This window comes from Variovorax robiniae, from assembly GCF_037889955.1.
In the GTDB taxonomy this organism is placed as follows: domain Bacteria; phylum Pseudomonadota; class Gammaproteobacteria; order Burkholderiales; family Burkholderiaceae_C; genus Variovorax; species Variovorax robiniae.
The window spans coordinates 158,600-178,107 of the sequence record NZ_JBBKZS010000007.1; the positions used below are offsets into that span (position 1 = coordinate 158,600).

16 protein-coding genes are annotated in these 19,508 nt (G+C 67.4%); 9 read left to right on the plus strand and 7 right to left on the minus strand.

The genetic code is table 11. The features are described 5' to 3' along the window. Positions 1–119: 119 nt before the first annotated feature. The 4 genes from WKW79_RS18105 to WKW79_RS18120 form a co-directional block, all read right to left on the minus strand. Positions 120–839 carry an ABC transporter ATP-binding protein gene (locus WKW79_RS18105; protein WP_340336560.1) on the minus strand — a complete coding sequence of 240 codons (720 nt, stop codon included), beginning with the start codon at positions 837–839 and terminating at the stop codon, positions 120–122. Next, the gene (locus WKW79_RS18110) at positions 836–1,603 is read right to left on the minus strand and encodes an ABC transporter ATP-binding protein (RefSeq protein ID WP_340336561.1); all 768 of its coding nucleotides are present in this window, start codon (positions 1,601–1,603) and stop codon (positions 836–838) included. The genes WKW79_RS18105 and WKW79_RS18110 overlap by 4 nt, the downstream gene beginning before the upstream one ends. A gap of 113 nt (positions 1,604–1,716) precedes the next feature. Then, positions 1,717–2,913 carry a substrate-binding domain-containing protein gene (locus tag WKW79_RS18115; protein ID WP_340336562.1) on the minus strand — a complete coding sequence of 399 codons (1,197 nt, stop codon included), beginning with the start codon at positions 2,911–2,913 and terminating at the stop codon, positions 1,717–1,719. 169 nt (positions 2,914–3,082) lie between these two features. Further along, on the minus strand, positions 3,083–3,919 hold the full coding sequence (locus WKW79_RS18120; protein WP_340336563.1) for an AraC family transcriptional regulator: 837 nt from the start codon (positions 3,917–3,919) through the stop codon (positions 3,083–3,085). A gap of 100 nt (positions 3,920–4,019) precedes the next feature. On the opposite strand from WKW79_RS18120, the gene WKW79_RS18125 reads away from it, so the two are divergent. Beyond that, entirely contained in the window at positions 4,020–5,006 is a 987-nt protein-coding gene (locus tag WKW79_RS18125; RefSeq protein WP_340336564.1) for a Bug family tripartite tricarboxylate transporter substrate binding protein, read from the plus strand. A 2-nt stretch (positions 5,007–5,008) separates the two neighbouring features. Beyond that, positions 5,009–6,319 carry a PhzF family phenazine biosynthesis isomerase gene (locus WKW79_RS18130; protein WP_340336565.1) on the plus strand — a complete coding sequence of 437 codons (1,311 nt, stop codon included), beginning with the start codon at positions 5,009–5,011 and terminating at the stop codon, positions 6,317–6,319. A gap of 5 nt (positions 6,320–6,324) precedes the next feature. Here WKW79_RS18130 and WKW79_RS18135 read toward each other — a convergent pair whose 3' ends face one another. Continuing rightward, positions 6,325–7,857, minus strand: a complete 1,533-nt coding sequence (locus tag WKW79_RS18135; protein WP_340336566.1) for a sigma-54 interaction domain-containing protein — start codon at positions 7,855–7,857, stop codon at positions 6,325–6,327. A 165-nt stretch (positions 7,858–8,022) separates the two neighbouring features. Between WKW79_RS18135 and WKW79_RS18140 the strand changes: the two genes are divergently transcribed. Continuing rightward, complete coding sequence (locus WKW79_RS18140; RefSeq protein ID WP_340336567.1) at positions 8,023–10,083, plus strand: carbon starvation CstA family protein; 2,061 nt, start codon at positions 8,023–8,025, stop codon at positions 10,081–10,083. 15 nt (positions 10,084–10,098) lie between these two features. Beyond that, a complete protein-coding gene (locus WKW79_RS18145; RefSeq protein WP_340336568.1) occupies positions 10,099–10,305 on the plus strand; it encodes a YbdD/YjiX family protein in 207 nt (68 codons plus the stop codon). A gap of 5 nt (positions 10,306–10,310) precedes the next feature. Here WKW79_RS18145 and WKW79_RS18150 read toward each other — a convergent pair whose 3' ends face one another. Further along, the gene (locus WKW79_RS18150; RefSeq protein WP_340336569.1) at positions 10,311–11,213 is read right to left on the minus strand and encodes a toll/interleukin-1 receptor domain-containing protein; all 903 of its coding nucleotides are present in this window, start codon (positions 11,211–11,213) and stop codon (positions 10,311–10,313) included. A gap of 139 nt (positions 11,214–11,352) precedes the next feature. Here WKW79_RS18150 and WKW79_RS18155 point away from each other — a divergent pair, with 139 nt between their 5' ends. Genes WKW79_RS18155 through WKW79_RS18175 form a run of 5 tightly spaced genes read left to right on the plus strand, consistent with a single transcriptional unit; the run spans position 11,353 to position 18,316 of the window. Next, positions 11,353–12,087: a CerR family C-terminal domain-containing protein gene (locus WKW79_RS18155; RefSeq protein ID WP_340336570.1), complete on the plus strand. Its 735-nt coding sequence runs from the start codon at positions 11,353–11,355 to the stop codon at positions 12,085–12,087. Beyond that, a complete protein-coding gene (locus WKW79_RS18160) occupies positions 12,084–13,628 on the plus strand; it encodes an efflux transporter outer membrane subunit (RefSeq protein ID WP_340336571.1) in 1,545 nt (514 codons plus the stop codon). Before WKW79_RS18155 ends, WKW79_RS18160 begins: the two co-directional genes overlap by 4 nt. Next, complete coding sequence (locus WKW79_RS18165; protein WP_340336572.1) at positions 13,625–14,785, plus strand: efflux RND transporter periplasmic adaptor subunit; 1,161 nt, start codon at positions 13,625–13,627, stop codon at positions 14,783–14,785. The genes WKW79_RS18160 and WKW79_RS18165 overlap by 4 nt, the downstream gene beginning before the upstream one ends. 10 nt (positions 14,786–14,795) lie before the next feature. Continuing rightward, entirely contained in the window at positions 14,796–17,930 is a 3,135-nt protein-coding gene (locus WKW79_RS18170; RefSeq protein ID WP_340336573.1) for an efflux RND transporter permease subunit, read from the plus strand. A gap of 44 nt (positions 17,931–17,974) precedes the next feature. Further along, positions 17,975–18,316, plus strand: coding sequence for a hypothetical protein (locus tag WKW79_RS18175; RefSeq protein ID WP_340336574.1), 342 nt, complete (start codon positions 17,975–17,977; stop codon positions 18,314–18,316). 15 nt (positions 18,317–18,331) lie between these two features. Here the strand turns inward: WKW79_RS18175 and WKW79_RS18180 are convergent, their stop codons facing one another. Beyond that, the gene (locus WKW79_RS18180) at positions 18,332–19,270 is read right to left on the minus strand and encodes an amino acid--[acyl-carrier-protein] ligase (RefSeq protein WP_340336575.1); all 939 of its coding nucleotides are present in this window, start codon (positions 19,268–19,270) and stop codon (positions 18,332–18,334) included. Between the last annotated feature and the right edge of the window lie 238 nt (positions 19,271–19,508).

The window sequence follows — 19,508 nt, forward strand, 5'->3', positions numbered from 1 at the left end:
CCGCCGGGAGAGGGTTGGGGTGAGGGCACCGGCCCTTTGCAATCGCATGCACCCCCATCGACCGCCGCCTGCCCTCACCCTGCCCTCTCCCGGAGGGAGAGGGAAAAGACCATAAACCTTCATAGCGCCAACCCCAACAGCGATTGCTGCAACTGCGCATCCGCCGAGAACGCCGCCATGCTGCCGCTGTGCACCACGCGACCGTTGTCCATCACGGCCACGGTGTCCCCCAGACGCTGCGCGAAATTGATGTTCTGCTCCACCAGGAGAATCGTCACGCCGCTGCGCTTGAGTTCATCGAACGCATCGATCATGTTGTTGATGATGGCCGGCGCCAGCCCCTTGCTGGGCTCATCGATGATCAGCAGTTCACGCGGCTCGACGATCGCGCGCGCCACGGCCAGCATCTGCTTCTGCCCGCCGGAGAGCTTGCCGGCCGGGTGATTCCAGAACTTCTCTACCGCGGGGAACAGCTTGAAGATCCACTTCAGCCGTGCATCGTCCATCTGCGACGCATTCTTTGCGGAGCGCGCGGCCAGCACCATGTTCTCCTTCACCGTGAGGTCGGCGAAGATGCCCATGTTCTCGGGAACGTACGCGATGCCGAGCCCCGCAATCTGCGGCGTCTGCATCTGCGTGATGTCCTTGTCGGCGAAGCGCACCGAGCCTTGCGACGCATGCCACAGGCCCATCACCGTCCGCAGCGTCGTCGTCTTGCCCGCGCCGTTGCGCCCGAGCAGCATCGTGAGCTGCCCCTTCGGCACCGCGAGGTCCACGCCATGCAGGATGTGATACGCCCCGATGTGCGTGTGCACGCCGCTGAGTTCAAGCAGGTTCATGCGGCCTCCTTCGGCGCCACGCCCAGGTAGGCTTCCTGCACCACCGGCGAGGCGATCACCTCGGCTGGATCGCCATCGGCCACCAGCGTTCCGTTGTGCAGCACGATGATGCGGTCGGCCAGTTCGCGCACCACGTCCATCTTGTGCTCGACCAGCAGGATGGTCTTGCTCTTGTCCTTCTTCAACTGCCGGATCAGGTCGAGGATCACCGGCGCCTCGGCCGCGTTCATCCCGGCCGTCGGTTCGTCGAACATGAAGACCTTGGGTTCCAGCGCCATCAGCAACGCGACTTCGAGCTTGCGCTGGTCGCCGTGCGGCAGGCTGGCAACTGTTGCGTGTTCCTTGGCCTTCAGGTTGATCTGGGCCAGCAGTTCATCGGCCCGCCGGGTCAACGCCCTGTGGTCGCTCCAGATGCTCCAGAGGTTGAGCCCATGCCGGTGGGCACCGGCGCGCGTGGCCTGCACGGCCAGGCGCACGTTCTCCAACACCGTGAGATTCGGAAACAGGTTGGTGAGCTGGAACGCCCGCCCCAGCCCCGCATGCGTGCGCGCTGACGGCGACATGCCCGACAGCGACTTGCCATCGAGCGACACCGTGCCCGCACTCGCCTTGAGCTGGCCGGAGATGAGGTTGAAATACGTCGTCTTGCCGGCGCCGTTGGGGCCAACGATGGCGGTCAGCGTGCCGGGCGCAAAGGCGCACGAGACGGCATTCACCGCCACATGGCCGCCGAAGCGAATGGTCAGGTCTTTGGTTTCGAGCATTGGATTTGTCTGGCTCCCTCGCCCCTTTGGGGAGAGGGTTGGGGTGAGGGGCTTGCGTCGCAGGAAGCATGCCCCTCACCCTGCCCTCTCCCCGGCGGGGAGAGGGAAAGGCATCAACGCTTGTTGCGGATGGGAATGTTCATTTCCTCGGGCTTGATCTCGTGCACCAGCTCCGGCACGCCCCACGCGAACGCCGGGTCCACCTTGATCTTGAAGTGGTACATCGACTGCATCGCCTGATGGTCTTCCTTGCGGAAGGTCATCTTGCCCTTGGGCGTCTCGAAGCTCATGCCTTCCATGGTCGAGATGAGCTTGTTGGTCGTCGTGTCGCCGCCGGTCTTCTTGAGCGCGGTGACGATGGCCGTGGCTGCCGCGAAGCCACCGGCGGTGAAGAAGTCCGGCGGTGCCTTGTACTTCTTGTAGTGGTTCGACACGAGCCACTCGTTGACCGGGTTCTTCGGGATGCCGAAGTAGTAGTAGATCGAGCCTTCCATGCCCGGGAAGGGCTTGTAGTTGACCAGCGCCGGCAGGATGTTGCCGCCGCCCGCGATCTCGATGCCGTTGCTCTTCAGGCCCAGGTCCGACACCTTGAACGGATTGGCCGCGCCGGCCCAGACGATGTAGACCACCTTGCGGCCGCCCTGCCCCTTGAACTTGTCGAGGATGCGCTGTGCGGCGGCAGTGAAGTCGGTGGTCGCGGGCGGCAGGTATTCCTCGCCCACCACCTTCGCCTTCTTCAACGACTCCTTGAACGCCGTCATGCCGTCGCGGCCGAAGGCGTTGTCCTGCGCCAGCAGCACGATCGAGGTGCCGTCCTTGTCCTGCGCGACCGCATTGCTGATCGCATCCTGCGAGCTGTTGCGCGCGGTGCGGAAGATGTACTTGTTCCACTTGTCGCCGGTGATCGAATCGGCCACGGCGGGCTCGACGACCAGCAGCTTCTTGTACTCCTCGGCCACCGGCAGCATCGCCAGCGCGGCGCCGGACGACGAGGTGCCGACGGCCAGGTCGGCCTTGTCGTCGCTGTAGGCCGCGGCCAGCAGCGACTTGGCGACGTCCGGCTTGCCCTGGTCGTCCTTCTCCATCACGACGATCTTGCGACCGTTGACCGTCATGGTGCCCTCGGTCGCGTACTCCAGGCCCAGGTTGAAGCCGATCGCGGTCTGCTTGCCATAAGCCTCCAGCGGGCCGGTGTTGCTGTAGATGTGGGCGATGCGGATGTCCTTGCCGGACTGGGCAAGGGCGGGGGCGGAAGCGGCGGCTGCGATGGCGGCGAGGGCTGCGATCGCGACGAGGCTGCGACGGTTCATGGATCAGGTCTCCTGGTTGGAATGGCTAAATATTGCACAGTCCGTGCCAGCCTGGAGACGTTTGATTACAAAGGGGTTTCCCTTGTGACACGCAAGGTACTGCGCTCTTTCAGACAAAATTTGTGTTCGCGAAAAAGACAATTGTCTAATTCATGAACAGGGTTTTCCATCACTCACTGGCCGGTTGCGAACTTCTCAATTCCGCCGCCGTGCGCGCCCAGGTCTTTCGCAGCACCCGCGACAGGTACGACCCTGACTCCCACCCCACTTGCTGCGCAATCGACAGCACCGAATCGCTGGTCGTCTGCAACAGGTAGCGCGCCCGCTCGATGCGCCGTGCTTGCTGGAATTCCAGCGGCGACATGCCGAAGGCCGAGCGGAACTGACGCTCCACCTGCCGGCGCGACAGCCGGTGCTTGTCGGCAAAGGCATCGAGCGACAAGGGCCGGGCCAGGTCCGCGTCGATGAAGTCGGTCAGCAGCTGCGCCACCATCCGGGCCGGCGTGCCGCGCTCGTGCAGCACCGGGTTCGCGCTGAGCCGTGCGGCCTCCATGATCAACGCGCCGCAATAGACCGCATTGGCCTCGCTGTCGGCGCCGTCGAGTGAAGTCTGCAAGAGCTTCTGCGAAAGCATGTTCATCGCCACGCTCCCGGAGCGCATGCCTTGCACCGGTCGCTCGATGCCCTGCGCGCGCAGCACCAGCGACCAGAAATCGGGATCGACATAGATTGCCAGGTGCGTCTGCCGCAAGGTCTGCGCCGTGGTCGCATGCCCCTCGCCCGCCGCGAACCAACTGAACTCGCCGGGCCCCGACGTGAGCGGCTCACCGTCCGGCCCGACCACGTCGAAGCGGCCTGCCACCGGCACGAACAGCATGTCGCAATCGTGCGCATGCCAGGGCGTCTGGTAGCCCTCCCGCACGTTGACGACCGTCTTCGTGCGACCGCTGAGTTGTTCCGCGTACGGCGACAGCCGCGGCGCCGGCCCTTCGTCCTTGGGTTGCATGGCGTCGATTGTCGCGATTGTGGTTGTCCGCGTCGCGATCGGAGCCATCGGCTGGCGCGTGCTCGACAAAACTGCGGACACCCCAGCAAAGGATCCACCCATGACCCCCATCCGAATCCTCCGCCGCAGCCTGTTCCGGCTTGCCGCCGCCAGCGCCGTGCTTGCCACCGGCATCGCATCGGCCGCGCCTGAAGCCTGGCCCGCCAAGCCCATCACCATCGTCGTGCCCTTTCCTGCCGGCGGCGGCACCGATGTGATCTTCCGCGCGGTGCAGGTGCGCCTGCAGGCCGAACTCGGCGTGCCGGTCATCATCGACAACCGGGCCGGCGCCGGCGGCACCGTGGGCACCGGCTACGCGGCGAAGACCACGCCGGACGGCTACACGCTGGTGGCCGCCACCACGACGACGATCGCCTCGGCCCAAGCGGTCTATCCCAAGCTGCCCTACGACCCGGTGAAGGACCTGGTGCCGGTGGCGACGCTCGGGTCCACACCCTTCGTGCTGGTCGCGAGTCCGACGCTGCCGGCGCAGAACGTTCAGGAACTCATCCGCTACGCCAAGTCCAGGCTCGGCACGCTGAACTACGGCAGCATCGGCAACGGAAGCTCCAGCCATCTTGTTGCCGAGCTGTTCAGGCAACGCACCGGCATCGACATGACGCACATCCCCTACAAGGGCGCGGCGCCAGCACAGGCCGACCTGATGGGCGGCCAGATCCAGTTGCTGTTCGACAACCCGACGGCATTGGTCGCGCAGGTGCGTGCCGGGCGCATGCGCGCCCTCGCCATCAGCGAGGCATCGGCCGTGTTCCCGGAGGTGCCGACCTTCGAATCCGCGGGCGTCAAGGATTTCAAGCCCGAACTCTGGTACGGCCTGATGGCGCCGGCCGCAACGCCGAAGGACGCGCTCCAGCGACTGCGCGCCGCGATCGACAAGGTGATGCAGGACCGCGCCCTGCGCGCCGACATGCTGGCCAAGGGCGTGGCGCCGCTGTCGCTGGCGCCCGATGCCTTCGCGCAGAAGATCCGCGCGGACATCGCACTGTGGGGCGGCATCGCACGCGCCGTCAATGCCAAGGCGGATTGAACATGGCCACGATGCAGATGATCCGTGTCTTCGGCCTGCCGGGCCGCGAGGATGGCGGGAACCCCGCGCCCGTGTGGCTCGATGCCGACACGATGACCACCGATGAGATGCTGGCCCAGGCGCGCCGCAGCGGCCATGAGTCGGTGTTCGTGCTGAAGCCCGGCGACGCGGCGCATGCCCTTCGCCTGCGCTACTTTGTGCCACGGCACGAGATGGAAATGTGCGGGCACGCGACGGTGGCTGCGCTTTGGCTGCTGCACCGGCGCGGCGAATGGAACGGCAGCGCCACGACGATCGAGACACTGAGCGGCACCGTGTGCGGACGCTTCGTCGATGGCATGGTGGAGATCAGCCAGCCGCCCGCCGTTGTGCATCGTGTCGACAATGCGTTGGTCGCGGAGATCGCGGCTTGCCTGCGCATCCAGGTCGGCGACATCCGGGGGCCGGTGCTGAATTCATGCACCAGCCGCGTGAAGACCCTGATCCCGCTCGATGCGGCGATGCTCGCGGGTCTGCAGGTCGATCTCCCGCGGGTCGAGTCGCTCTGCGAGCGGCTCGGCTCCACCGGGCTCTATCCCTATGCCTTGGCCGGCAGCGAAGCGGCCACCGCGAGCGCCAGGCAGTTCCCGAAATCCTCGGGCTACCCGGAGGACCCCGCCACCGGCATCGCTGCCGCGGCCTTGGCCTGGGGCCTGCGCCAATGCGGCGCGGTGGGCGACGCCGAAGTGCTGGTGACCGTGCGGCAAGGCGAAGCCATGGGTTCGCCCTCGGAGATCTTTGTCCGCCTGCCAGCGGCCGATGCGGCGCCCGAAGGTTGCTGGCTGCGCGGAGACGCACGACCGATGCCGGTCGATTCGGATCGGCGATTGGACGTGGTGGCTCCAGGCGACGACACCTCCCGCGCACGGCCATCCGGCCACTACGCCAGCCTGGCGCGCGTGGGCGATCTGCTCCACACCAGCGGCGTCGTGGGCCGCGAAAACGGCCGCGTCATCACGGGCCGCCTCGAAGGCCCCGATGACGTACCCCGCGGGCAGCTTGCCGCCATGGCCGCAGTGCGGTCGCTTTTGCGCGCCGTGCAGCATGAACTGGGCAGCCTCGGCCAGGTGCGCCGTGTGGTCGCGTTGAATGGCTACCTCGCCGCCTCGGCCAGCTTCACGGATCATGTGCAGGTGATGGACGCTGCATCGAAGCTGTTGCGTGAGGTCTTCCCCGATGCGGCCCTGCCCGTGCGAACGACCGTGGGCGTGTCTTCGCTGCCAGGCGGAGGCGTGGTCGAGGTGTCGATGGTGTTGGAACTTCAAACGCCCTGACGCGCCTACTTCACTTGCGGATCGGTCATCCGGTCGTACAGCGTCGCGCGCGAGATGCCGAGCAGCCGAGATGCCGCGAGCTTGTTGCCACCGGTCTTCGCCATCGCAGCGGCGATTGCCCGCTGCTCCAGCTCCGCGATCTGCTCGGTGAGCGGACGCAGCAGGTGTTCACCTTCGGCGTCGCCATGCGCTTCGGCCATCGGCGCGGGCGTGGCGATCTGCTCCAGGCCGGTCTCCGCGAGCACGCGCTTGACTTCGGCCGCATCGATGCGCGTCGAGTCGCTGCGCATCGCGAGCTGCTCCAGCACGTTGCGCAACTCGCGCGTGTTGCCGCGCCAGTGCTGCGCTGCCAGCAGGGCCAGCGCATCGGGCATCAGCTCCGGCGGTGCCTCGCCGCTGCGCTGTGCCATGTCCTCACCCAGCGCCTCGACCAACGCGGGAATGTCGCCACGGCGCTCGCGCAGCGGCGGCACGCGCAGGGGCAGCACGTTGAGCCGATAGTAGAGGTCTTCGCGAAAGCGCCCGTCACGCACCAGCGCCGCCAGGTCGCGTGAGGTGGCCGCGATCACGCGCGCATCGAAGGCCACCAGTTTGTTGGATCCCAGCGGCTCGATCTCGCCCTCCTGCAGCGCCCGCAGCAGCTTGGCCTGCAGGCTCATCGGCATGTCGCCGATCTCGTCGAGGAACAGCGTGCCACCATCGGCCAGCTTGAACTTGCCTTCGCGGCCGCGGCGATCGGCACCGGTGAAGGCGCCGGGCGCAAAGCCGAAGAACTCCGCCTCCAGCAAGGTGTCCGGCACCGCTGCGATGTTCAGGCTGACGAAGGGCCCGTTGGCCCGCGCAGACGCCGTGTGAATTGCATGCGCCAGCAGTTCCTTGCCCGTGCCGGTCTCGCCGAGCAGCAGCACCGGGCTGGACGACTGCGCCGCGCGCCGCGCATGCCGCTTCACATCCACCGCAGCCGGGCTGCTGCCGATGAAGCTCGCGAAGGTGTACTTGGCGCGGCGCTGCCCGTCGCTCGATTGCCGCAGCAGCGGATTGGCACGCTGCGTGGCCAGCTCGCGCCGCGCGTCGTCCAGGTCGCGCTGCAGCATCGCGAACTTGCTGATGAGTGGCTGCAGTGTGGTCTCCGGATGGTCGAACAGCACGATGCCGATCGCGCCGATCACCTCGCCCAGCACGTATCCCTCGTCGCCTTCGCGCTCCGCATGCAGCGGAATGCGGCTGACCACGAAAGTACCCGCCTTGTTGGTCAGCAGGTCGATCAGGATCGGCTTGCCGGTCTCCAGCACCTGGCGCATCAGCGTGTTGGGGATCACGTCCTCGACCATGCGCCCCATGAACTGGTCCACCGAGGAGAAACCGAGCGCCGGCAGGAAGCGCTTGTAGCCCTCGTTGACCCAGACGATGCGCCCGCTGCGATCGACCAGGAACATGCCCTGGCTGATGCTGGAGAACAGGTGGAACATCGAACGGGCGGCCAGCGCGTGGATGGCGTTGGCATCGAGGGGAAGCGCGGGGCTGGCGGGAGATGGCATGGCGCGGATCGTAGCTGGCGCGTCCGTTGCGGGCCCGCGGGCGCCTCGCCGGACGCATGGCCCGCTCACAAACGGTCACCGCAACAGTGACCGCCAGCTACCAGGATGGTTGACGGCCCGCCGGAATTCATCAACCATGCAGGCCCATCCACCGGGGAGAACACCATGCAGAACATCGGTCGGCATCTGGTTTGGCTCGTCATCGCCGTGCTCGGGGCCTTTGCGCTCGGCACGGTGGCCCTCTCGCGCGGCGAGTCCATCAACGCACTCTGGATCGTGGTCGCGGCGATGTGCGTGTATCTCATCGCCTACCGCTACTACAGCCTGTTCATCGCCAACACGGTGCTGGCCGTGGACCCCAAGCGCAAGACGCCCGCGCACCGCCACAACGACGGGCTCGACTACGTGCCCACCGACCAGAAGGTGCTGTTCGGCCACCACTTCGCGGCCATCGCGGGCGCCGGTCCGCTGGTCGGCCCGGTGCTGGCGGCGCAGATGGGCTACCTGCCCGGCCTGCTGTGGATCCTGGCCGGCGTGGTGTTCGCCGGCGCGGTGCAGGATTTCATCATCCTGTTCATCTCGACCCGGCGCGACGGCCGCTCGCTCGGCGAGTTGATCAAGACCGAGATGGGCACGGTGCCCGGGATGATCGCGCTGTTCGGCACCTTCATGATCATGATCATCATCCTCGCGGTGCTGGCGCTGATCGTGGTGAAGGCGCTGGCCGAATCGCCGTGGGGCACCTTCACCGTGGCGGCGACGATTCCCGTGGCGATCTTCATGGGCATCTACCTGCGCTTCATCCGGCCGGGCAAGATCGGCGAGATCTCGGTGATCGGCTTCGTGCTGCTGATGGCGTCCATCTTCGGCGGGCAGGCGGTGAGCCACAGCGCCTATTGGGCGCCGCTCTTCACCTTCGACGGCACCCATCTGACCTGGATGCTGATCGGCTACGGCTTCATCGCCGCCACGCTGCCGGTGTGGCTCTTGCTGGCGCCGCGCGACTACCTGTCGACCTTCCTCAAGATCGGCACCATCGTCGCCTTGGCCATCGGCATCGTGTTCGTCGCGCCGACCCTGCAGATGCCCGCCATCACGCAGTTCGCGCAGGGCAACGGGCCGGTGTGGTCGGGCAACCTGTTCCCCTTCCTGTTCATCACCATCGCCTGTGGCGCGGTGTCAGGCTTCCATGCGCTGATCTCCTCGGGCACCACGCCCAAGATGGTCGACAACGAAAGCCACATGCGCCTGATCGGCTACGGCGGCATGCTGGCCGAGTCCTTCGTCGCGGTGATGGCGCTGGTGGCGGCCGCGTGCATCGAGCCCGGCGTGTACTTCGCGATGAACAGCCCGGCCGCGCTGGTCGGGACCACGCCGGAAGCGGTGGCGCAGGCGATCTCGGGCTGGGGCTTCGCGGTGACGCCGGAGATGCTGACGCAGACCGCCAAGGACGTGGGCGAGACAACGATCCTCGGCCGCGCCGGAGGCGCGCCCACCCTGGCCGTGGGCATGGCGCACATCCTCCAGCAGGCGGTCGGCGGCCCGGGGATGATGGCCTTCTGGTACCACTTCGCGATCCTGTTCGAGGCGCTGTTCATCCTCACCGCCGTCGACGCCGGCACACGCGCCGGGCGCTTCATGCTGCAAGACCTGCTCGGCAGCTTCGTGCCGGCGCTGGCAAAGACCGATTCACTGCCGGCCAACCTGGTGGCCACGGCCTTGACGGTGGCGGCCTGGGGCTACTTCCTCTACCAAGGTGTGGTCGACCCGCTCGGCGGCATCAACACCTTGTGGCCGTTGTTCGGTATCTCCAACCAGATGCTTGCGGCGGTGGCGCTGATGCTCGGGACCGTGGTGCTGTTCCGCATGAAGCGCGAGCGCTACGCATGGGTGGCGATGGTCCCGGCGACCTGGCTGTTGATCTGCACGCTGACGGCAGGCTGGCAGAAGATCTTCTCGTCGGACCCGAAGGTCGGCTTCCTGTCGCATGCCAGCAAGTACGCCGAGGCACTCGCGCAAGGCACCTTGCTTGCGCCCGCCAAGACGCCGGAGGCCATGTCGCGCATCATCTTCAACGACCGGCTCGACGCTGCCTTGTGCGGCGTGTTCATCTTCGTGGTGCTCAGCGTGCTGTTCTACAGCGTGAAGACCTCGCTGGCCGCGCGGGCAGAGAACCGCCCGACCACGCGCGAGACGCCGTTCGAGCCGGCGACCTCGGCTGGATGACCGGATGAGGCAGCGATGAACGCCTCGCTCCCCGAAGCCGGCCGCTACCTGGCCCGCACGCTGACGCGGACGCTGCGGCTGATGGTCGGGGTGCCGGACTACGACACCTACGTGGCACACATGAGGACGACGCATCCGGACCGGGAGCCGATGAGCTACGAGGCCTTCTTCCGGGAGCGGCAGCAGGCGCGCTATGGGACGGGTCGGGGGCGCTGCTGCTGATCGCGTCACTCGTCCACGACGACCTTCACCGACGCGCCCTGCTTCACGATCACGTTCAGCCCCACTTCGGCCTCGTCGACGTTGTCGAAAGGAGGGATGCGGACGGCGGAGAGTTTCTCGACCACGCAGTCGCCGAAGGGCGGCGCCTTCAGGATGCAAGAGCCGGAAGCGAAGTACACGTTGCGCACGCTGCCGTCGGGCTTGAAGCTGAAGACCAGGGGACACTCGCCCGCCAGGCTGCTTGCCGGCTTGCACTTGCCCGCTGCTTTCGTGGTGGCTGCCAGGGTGATGTCATGGGCCCGGCCTCGGTCGAAGGCGGCGGGCGCCGGCGGCGACTTCAACGCCAGCCAGGCCACGGACGCGGCCAGTGCGGTGAGAACGACCCCGCCTGCCACGACCCACCGCACCGGATACCGGGCCAGCCTGAGCGCGACCCGCAGTTCGCGCGCCAGGTGCGCCACGTCGTCCTGCCACCGATCGTCCCGGATGACCGTCGCCTGTCGATTCGCCAGGGCTTGCAGATCTGCTGGCAGTTGCGCGGCAGTGGGCAGGCTCGCCCCCTGCATCAGCACGGGCACCACCCGCACATCCGCCTGCGCGAGCGCCTGTGCCAGTTCGAATCGCACATAGTCCTGGCCCTCGCGCGGCGCCTCCAGGGCTTCACGCCACCGTGGGCCGATGACCGCGAGCACCGCGCCGCAAGAGGCCAGTTCGCGGTGCAGGGCGCGCTCGAAGTCCACACCCGGCGCGATGTCGGCGACATCCATGAACACCCGATCGCCCAGGATGCGGGTGAGATCGTCCTTCAAGCGGCCGGCGTGGCCGGCGGAGTCGGCGCGGCGGTAGCTGATGAAGATTCGCTCGCGCCGCGGCGGCTTGGCATCGGGCTCTGTCTTGCGCGTGTCCATGGTCCGATCTTCGCAGGGACGCGGGCGCTTTGCGCACATCGTCGTCCTGCGCCAAAGCCGCGGTTCCCGCGGAAGGCCACACGCTCGGTGTGGGTTAAGTTAATCAATCGATTGATTTATGGGTTCCAATACGGGCCCCATGTCCGTCTCCACCCTGCCACCCCATCCCACCCGCGCCGACGGCGTGGAGGCGCGCGGGCGCATCCTGCACGCCGCCCTCGCCCTGTTCGCGGAAAAGGGCTTCGCCAAGACCTCCACGCGCGAGATCGCGCAGGCGGCAGGCGCCAACATCGCCGCCATCAGCTACTACTTCGGCGACAAGGCCGGCCTCTATGCCGCAACCTTCACTGAGCCCATGGGCGGTGATTCCGGCGAACTGATTTCGCAGTTCACCGCCCCCGACCTGTCGTTGGAACAGGCATTGCGCACCTTCATGACGAGCTACGTCGCACCGCTGAAGGACAGCGAAACGGCACGCCAATGCATGCGCCTGCACATGCGCGAACTCATCGAGCCCACCAGCCAGTGGAAGATGGAGCTGGAGCGCGACGTCAAGGCGCCCCACCAGGCCCTCGTCGGCCTGCTGTGCCGGCACCTCGGCGTCCCCGCGAACAGGGCCGACGACGACATGCACCGCCTGGCATTCTCGGTGACCGGCCTGGCCATCCAGCTCTTCGTGATGCAGGACGTCATCGGTGAAATTCGGCCGCCGCTCCTACGCTCGCCATCGCATATCGATACATGGGCCGAGCGCCTCGTCCAGTACGCTCTCGCGCTGGTTGCCTCGGAGGCCCGGCGCCGCGGCGACATGCCCTCTTTCCAACCCCGGCGGGCGGCCATCGCCCGCAAGAAGAAGACCGACAAGATCCTATGAGCCTTCGCAGATCGAGACGGATCGGTCCGGCCGCCTGCCTGTCCCTCCTGGCGCTCGCCTTGGGCGGCTGCAGCCTGACGCGACCACCGTCCAGCGTCGACGCCCCGTTGCCCGCGCAATGGCACGCACCCTTGCCGGCGCCCGGCGCCTCGGCCGCCCTGCCCCACGGCGGCTCGGTGCGCGAGCTGACCGAATGGTGGCGTCAGATCGACGACCCCTTGCTGGTCGAGTTGATCGACGCCGCCGAGAACGCGAGCCCGACCCTGGCCAGCGCCGCGGCCCGCGTCAGCGAGGCGCGCGCCAGCAGCGTCGCGGCCGGTGCGGCCTTGCTGCCCAACCTGTCGGGCACGGCATCGGCGTCCCGCGGCAACTCGCAGTTCGCCGGCACCAGCGGCTTTGGCAGCGCGGCCACCACCACGGGCGGATCGACCGCCACGCCGATCGTCACCACCTACCAGGCCGGCTTGCAGGCAAGCTGGGAAATCGACCTGTTCGGCAAGCTGCGTGCGGGGCGTGACGCGAGCAGCCTGCGCCTTGCCGGGGCCGACGCGCGCTGGCACCAGGCCCGCGTGTCCGTGGCCGCCGACACGGCCAACCTCTACTTCAACGAACGCGCCTGCGAGCAGCTCGTGACGGTGGCCGAGAACGACGCCAAGTCCCGCGGCGAGACGGCCCGCCTGACCGAGCTCTCGATGCGCGCCGGCTTCACCGCCCCCGCAGATGCGGCCCTGGCCCGCGCCAGTGCGGCTGACGCATCGAACCGCCTGAAGCTGCAAAGCTCGCAGTGCGCCGTGGTGCGCGCGGGGCTGGTGGCCTTGACCGGCTTGGACGCCAAGGTGGTCGACCAGAAGCTGGCCGCGGCACCCGCCGATCGTCCGCTGCCGCGAACCCGCACCGTTCAAAGCGTGCCGGCCGAGGCGCTCGCGCAACGGCCCGACCTGTATTCGGCCGAACTCGATGTCGCAGCGGCCAGCGCCTCGGTCGGCGAAGCGCAGCGCGCGCGCTATCCGAGCCTGACGCTCACCGGCACCGTCGGCAAGCTGCAGCTTCGCACCCAGGGCTTCAAGGAAACGCTGGACACCTGGAACATCGGCCCGCTGCAGCTCACGGTGCCGATCTTCGACGGCGGCGCGCTGGCGGCCAACGTCGATGCCGCGACCGCACGCTATGACGAGGCGGCCTCGGTCTATCGCGGCAATGTGCGCCAGGCCGTGCGCGAAGTCGAGACGGCGCTGCTCAACCTCGACAGCACCACCCGCCGCGCCGACGATGCCGACGTCGCGGTGCAGAACTACCAAGCCTCGCTCGACGCGATGCTGGCCCGCTATCAAAGCGGCCTGGCCAGCCTGCTCGACCTGGAGACCTCGCGCCGCCTGCTGATCACCGCGCTCACCGCGCGCGTGCAATTGCAGCAGGAGCGCTCCGACGCCTGGGTGGCGCTGTATCGCGCCATGGGAGGCGGCTGGGTCCGGCCCGATGGCGCGACCGCCATCAGCCAGACCGCGCCCCAACAAGAAACGACATCCTCGAAGTCGCAATGAACATCAAACGTCCAACCCTCATCGTCGCCGCCGTGGTGCTGCTGGTCATCGCGGCTGCCGCCTTCTTCATGATGCGCAAGCCCGAGCCCGCACCGGGTGCCCCCAGCCCGGCTGCCGCCAAGCCCGGTGCACCGCCCGCTCGGCCGACACTCACGGTCACCGTCGCCAAGCCCGAGCCCGCCGAACTGACCGACACGCTCGCGGCCAACGGCAACGTGATGCCGTGGCAGGAGGCCAGCGTCGGTTCCGAATCGAACGGCCTGCGCCTGGCCGAAGTGCGCGTCAACGTCGGCGACGCCGTCAAGCGCGGCCAGGTGCTGGCCACTTTCGCGCCCGAGACGATCAATGCCGACGTGGCCCAGGCCAAGGCCTCGCTCGCCGAAGCCCGCGCCACCGCCGCCGACGCCGCCGGCACGGCCGAACGCGCACGCACGCTCGAGAAGACCGGCGCGCTGAGCCAGCAGCAGATCAACCAGTACACCACCGCTGCACAGACCGCCAAGGCCCGCGTCGAAGCCGCCGAGGCGGTGCTTGCCGCGCAGCAGGTCCGTGGCCGAAACACGCAGGTGCTGGCCCCCGACGACGGCGTGATCTCCGCGCGCACCGCCACCGTCGGCAGCGTGGTCGCCGCCGGCACCGAGCTGTTCAAGTTGATCCGCCAGGGCCGCCTCGAATGGCGTGCCGAAGTCACCTCCGCCGAGTTGGGCCGCGTGCCCGTCGGCACACCCGCCACCGTCATCAGCGCCAGCGGCGCACAGGTGCAAGGCAAGGTGCGCGCCGTATCGCCGATGGTCGACCCGCAGACCCGCGCCGCCATCGTCTACGTCGACATGCCCAACCTGCAGCAGAACAGCGCCATCAAGGCCGGCATGTTCGCGCGCGGCGATTTCCAGTTGGGCCGCAGCAATGCATTGACCGTGCCGCAAGCCTCCATCGTCCCGCGCGACGGCTTCAACTACCTGTTGCTGCTGCAACCCGACAACCGCGTGAGCCAACTCAAGATCGAGACCGGCCGCCGCGTCGGCGAGCGCGTCGAGATCACGACCAAACTGCCGCCCGATGCGCAGGTGGTGGTGCAAGGCGCGGGCTTCCTCAACGATGGCGACTTGGTGCGCGTCGTGGATGCTGCCAATCCGGCGCCCGCCGCGTCCAAGTAAAGGGGTCACCATGAACGTCTCCGCATGGTCCATCCGCAACCCGATCCCGGCGGTGATGCTGTTCGTGCTGCTCACCTTTGGCGGGCTGCTGTCCTTCAATGCGATGAAGGTACAGAACTTTCCGGACATCGACCTGCCCACGGTCACCGTCTCGGCCGCCTTGCCCGGCGCCGCACCCTCGCAGCTGGAAACCGACGTCGCGCGCAAGCTCGAAAATGCCATCGCCACCATCCAAGGCCTGAAGCACATCACGACCAAGGTGCAGGACGGCGCGGCCACGTTGATCGTCGAATTCCGCCTGGAAAAGCCGGTGCAGGAAGCCGTCGATGACGTGCGTTCCGCCGTTCAAAAGGTGCGCTCCGACCTGCCCGCCGACGTGCGCGATCCGGTCGTCACCAAGCTGGACTTTGCGGCGCAGCCGGTGCTCGCCTTCACCATCGCATCGAGCAAGCTCGACGCCGCCGCGCTGAGCTGGTTCGTCGACAACGACGTCACCAAGAAGCTGCTCGCGCTGCCGGGCGTCGGCGCGGTCAACCGCGTCGGCGGCGTCACGCGCGAAGTGCATGTGGACCTCGACCCGGCCAAGTTGCAGGCGCTCGGCGCGAGTGCGGCCGACATCTCGCGCCAGCTCCGCCAGGTGCAGACCGAAAGCGCCGGAGGCCGCACCGACCTCGGTGGCAGCGAGCAACCGGTGCGCACGCTCGCCACGGTGCAATCGGCCGACGAACTGGCCGACCTGCAGATCGCGCTGTCCGACGGCCGTCGCATCCGCCTCGACCAGGTCGCGCGCGTGAGCGACACCATTGCCCAACCGCGCGCCGCTGCCCTGTTGGATGGCAAGCCCGTGGTCGGCTTCGAAGTCGCGCGCAGCCGCGGCTCCAGCGAAGTCGAGGTCGGCGCCGCGATCCAGAAGGCGCTCGGCGAGATGCGCGCGGCACATCCCGACATCCAGCTCACCGAGGCCTTCAACTTCGTCAAGCCGGTCGAGGAAGAGTACGAGGGCTCGCTGCACCTGCTCTACGAAGGCGCCATCCTGGCCGTGCTCGTGGTGTGGCTGTTCCTGCGCGACTGGCGCGCGACCTTCGTCTCGGCCATCGCCTTGCCGATGTCGGTCATCCCCGCGTTCATCGGCATGTACCTGCTTGGCTTCTCGGTCAACGTGATCTCGCTGCTGGCGCTGTCGCTGGTGGTCGGCATCCTGGTGGACGATGCGATCGTCGAGGTCGAGAACATCGTGCGCCACCTGCGCATGGGCAAGACGCCCTACCAGGCGGCGATGGAGGCTGCCGACGAAATCGGCCTGGCCGTGATCGCCACCACCTTCACGCTGATCGCCGTGTTCCTGCCGACCGCCTTCATGAGCGGCGTGGCGGGCAAGTTCTTCAAGCAGTTCGGCTGGACCGCATCGCTCGCGGTGTTCGCCTCGCTGGTGGTCGCGCGCGTGCTCACGCCGATGATGGCGGCCTACATCCTCAAGCCCATCGTCACGCAGGAGAAGGAAGCCGGCTGGCTGAAGGTCTACATGCGCATGGTGGGCTGGTCCATGAAGCACCGCTTCTCGACCATGGTGCTGGCCACGCTGTTCTTCTTCGGCTCGCTGGCGATGATCCCGCTGCTCAAGACCGGCTTCATCCCGCCCGACGACAACTCGCAGACGCAGGTCTACATCTCGCTCGCACCCGGCGCCACGCTGGCACAGACCACGGCCACGGCCGAGGAGGCGCGGCGCCGCGTGATGGAGGTCAAGCATGTGCGCAGCGTCTACACCACCGTGGCCGGCGGCAGCGCGGGCGGCGATCCCTTCGCCAACTTCGGCACACCGGAAACGCGCAAGGCCACGCTCACGATCCAGCTCGACGAGCGCGGCGACCGGCCGCGCAAGCAGGTCATCGAGAACCAGATCCGCGCCGCACTGGAAAGCCTGCCCGGTGTGCGCAGCACCGTCGGCCTCGGTGGCTCGGGCGAGAAGTACATCCTGGCGTTGTCAGGCGATGACCCGAACGCGCTGACCACCGCCGCCCGCGCCGTCGAGCGCGACCTGCGCACCATCCCCGGCCTCGGCAACATCACCTCCACCGCGAGCCTGATCCGCCCCGAGATCGCTGTGCGCCCCGACTTCGCCCGCGCCGCCGACCTCGGCGTGACCAGCAGCGCCATCGCCGAGACCCTGCGCGTGGCCACGTTGGGCGACTACGACGTGTCGCTGCCCAAGCTCAACCTCGCACAGCGCCAGGTGCCGATCGTGGTCAAGCTCGAAGACTCCGCACGCACCGACCTGCCCCTGCTGGAACGCCTCAGCGTGCCGAGCGCACGCGGCCCCGTCATGCTCGGCCAGGTCGCCAAGCTCACGGTCGAAGGCGGCCCCGCCGTGATCGACCGCTACGATCGCTCGCGCAACGTCAACTTCGAAATCGAACTCTCGGGCGTGGGCCTGGGCGACGCGAAGGATGCGGTCATGAAGCTGCCCTCCATCACCAACCTGCCACCGGGCGTGCGCGTGGCTGAAGTGGGCGATGCGGAAGTGATGACCGAACTGTTCAACAGCTTCGGCCTGGCGATGCTGACCGGCGTGCTGTGCATCTACATCGTGCTGGTGCTGCTGTTCAAGGACTTCCTGCATCCGGTGACCATCCTCTGCGCACTGCCACTGGCATTGGGCGGCGCCTTCGTCGGCCTGCTGATCGGGCAGAAGGCGCTGTCGATGCCCTCGCTGATCGGGCTCATCATGCTCATGGGCGTGGCGACGAAGAACTCCATCCTGCTGGTGGAATACGCCATCGTCGCGCGGCGCGAGCAGCACATGAGCCGCTGGGACGCCTTGCGCGACGCCTGCCACAAGCGCGCACGGCCGATCATCATGACCACCATCGCGATGGGCGCCGGCATGCTGCCGATCGCGGTGGGCTTCGGCGCGGCGGATTCGAGCTTCCGCTCGCCGATGGCCGTGGCCGTGATCGGCGGGCTCATCACCTCGACGGTGCTGAGCCTGCTGGTGGTGCCGGCCGTGTTCACCTACATCGACGACATCGAGCACTGGATCCGGCGTACCGTGCGCAAGGTGCGCGGCCAACCGGCCGATCCGCACATCGATGACGACCTGAAAGGCCCAGCCGAAGTACCGGCATGGGAAGCCGGAAAGGGTTAGTCTTGCGGGCACGTTCCGCGTCTGCGAAGAAGCGAGGTTCAACCATGCAACGCTTGCCCATTGCTATCCTCCTGGCCCTGCTCGCACTCGCCGTGTCGACGGCAAGCGCACAACCCTCCGAGGCCGCCCGCCAGCGCTACGAGCAGACGATCGCGCAGTGCAACAGTGGGAACCTGCCCCGGCCCGAGCGCAATGCCTGCATCCGCGATGCCGGTGAGGCGCTGGCCCGTGCGGGCGGCGGCCAGGTCACGAACCCGGACACCATCCCCGACAGCCGCTCCACGGTGATCGGCCCGGACGGCACGCCCAGGCCCGCTGACGACAGCGATTCGACCTACACCACCCGGGACGGCCGCGCCGTCGTCGTGCCACCCGCTGGCAGGTGAACGCCGTGCCGCCGTTCAGAGGCGCAGCACGCTGCGCACCTCCTGCGGCCAGCGATCCGGATCCATCCCGTGGGTCTTGAAAAGCGCCAGCACTGATCGATCCAGCCCCAGCCCGATGCAGGCCGTGTGCGCGACCGCACTGTCGGACTGCCGGATGCCGAACTTGCCGGTGAAGTGCTCCTGGTGCCAGTTGAACGAACAGATCGCCGTCGGCCTTTCGAGTGACACCACCGGCACCACGATCTCGAACTTGAGCGCCATCTCCCGCTGGCTCTCGGCCAGCAAGCGTCCGGTCTTGCCGAAGAAGGGGTCGTTCGCGACCTCGCTGTGCACCGGCAATCCGAGGCTGCGGAACATCGCCATCCCGCGCGCCAGCCAATCGTCGCGCCACTGCTGCACGGCCTCGGGCGCACCCACGCGCACCAGCTCCCGCATGCGAAACGACTGCATCCGTGTCGGTTCATGGGAGGGCTCATGCCGGAAGCACCATCCCACCACGCTGACCAGGCGTCCGCCTTGCGGAAGCAGGCCGCCGAACAGCGGATAGACCGGATAGCAGGCGGCAGGCAACAGCATCACCTCGGCGATGTCGAGCATGTCTTCCCAGCGCTCGCCTTCGGCCGCCCGGGCCGCCATCTCGCGCGCCTGCGCATCGCTGCCGAAGAAGCTGTGCACGCTGCCGATCAACTGCGGGAAGTTGCCGAGGTAGCCCATCTTCTCGATCAGCTCGCGTGCCACGATCGGGGGAAACATCATCGGCCTCGCGTCAGGCGCATCACCGGTGCGCATGAACAACGCGTCGAAGCACTGGAGGATGTGCTCGAAGACTTCTCCCCGGCCATGCACTCCCCTCACGCCTGATGGATGGAGCAAGCCGTGCGCGACGAGCTCTTCGTGGAACTTGCGGGGGTCATAGCGGTCGGCGGCTTGCGCTGCCGGCGGCGACTGGTTCATGAATGTCGAAGCCTCTCTTGTCATCAGAAAAACCAGGGCGCTGGCAGCGCCCAGGACGCCCATTGGAAACCATGCGAGAGCCCGGCAATGTGCCTCAAGCCGCCTGCCCTGCGCTGAAACGGACAGTCGTCACAGTACCCTGCAAATGCCGACCTCTTTCAGCGAATCGCGGCCCTCGTCAACCAGTGACGGAGTGGTGTCAATCATTTCCTTGAAGCAACGATCGTCATCGAAATGC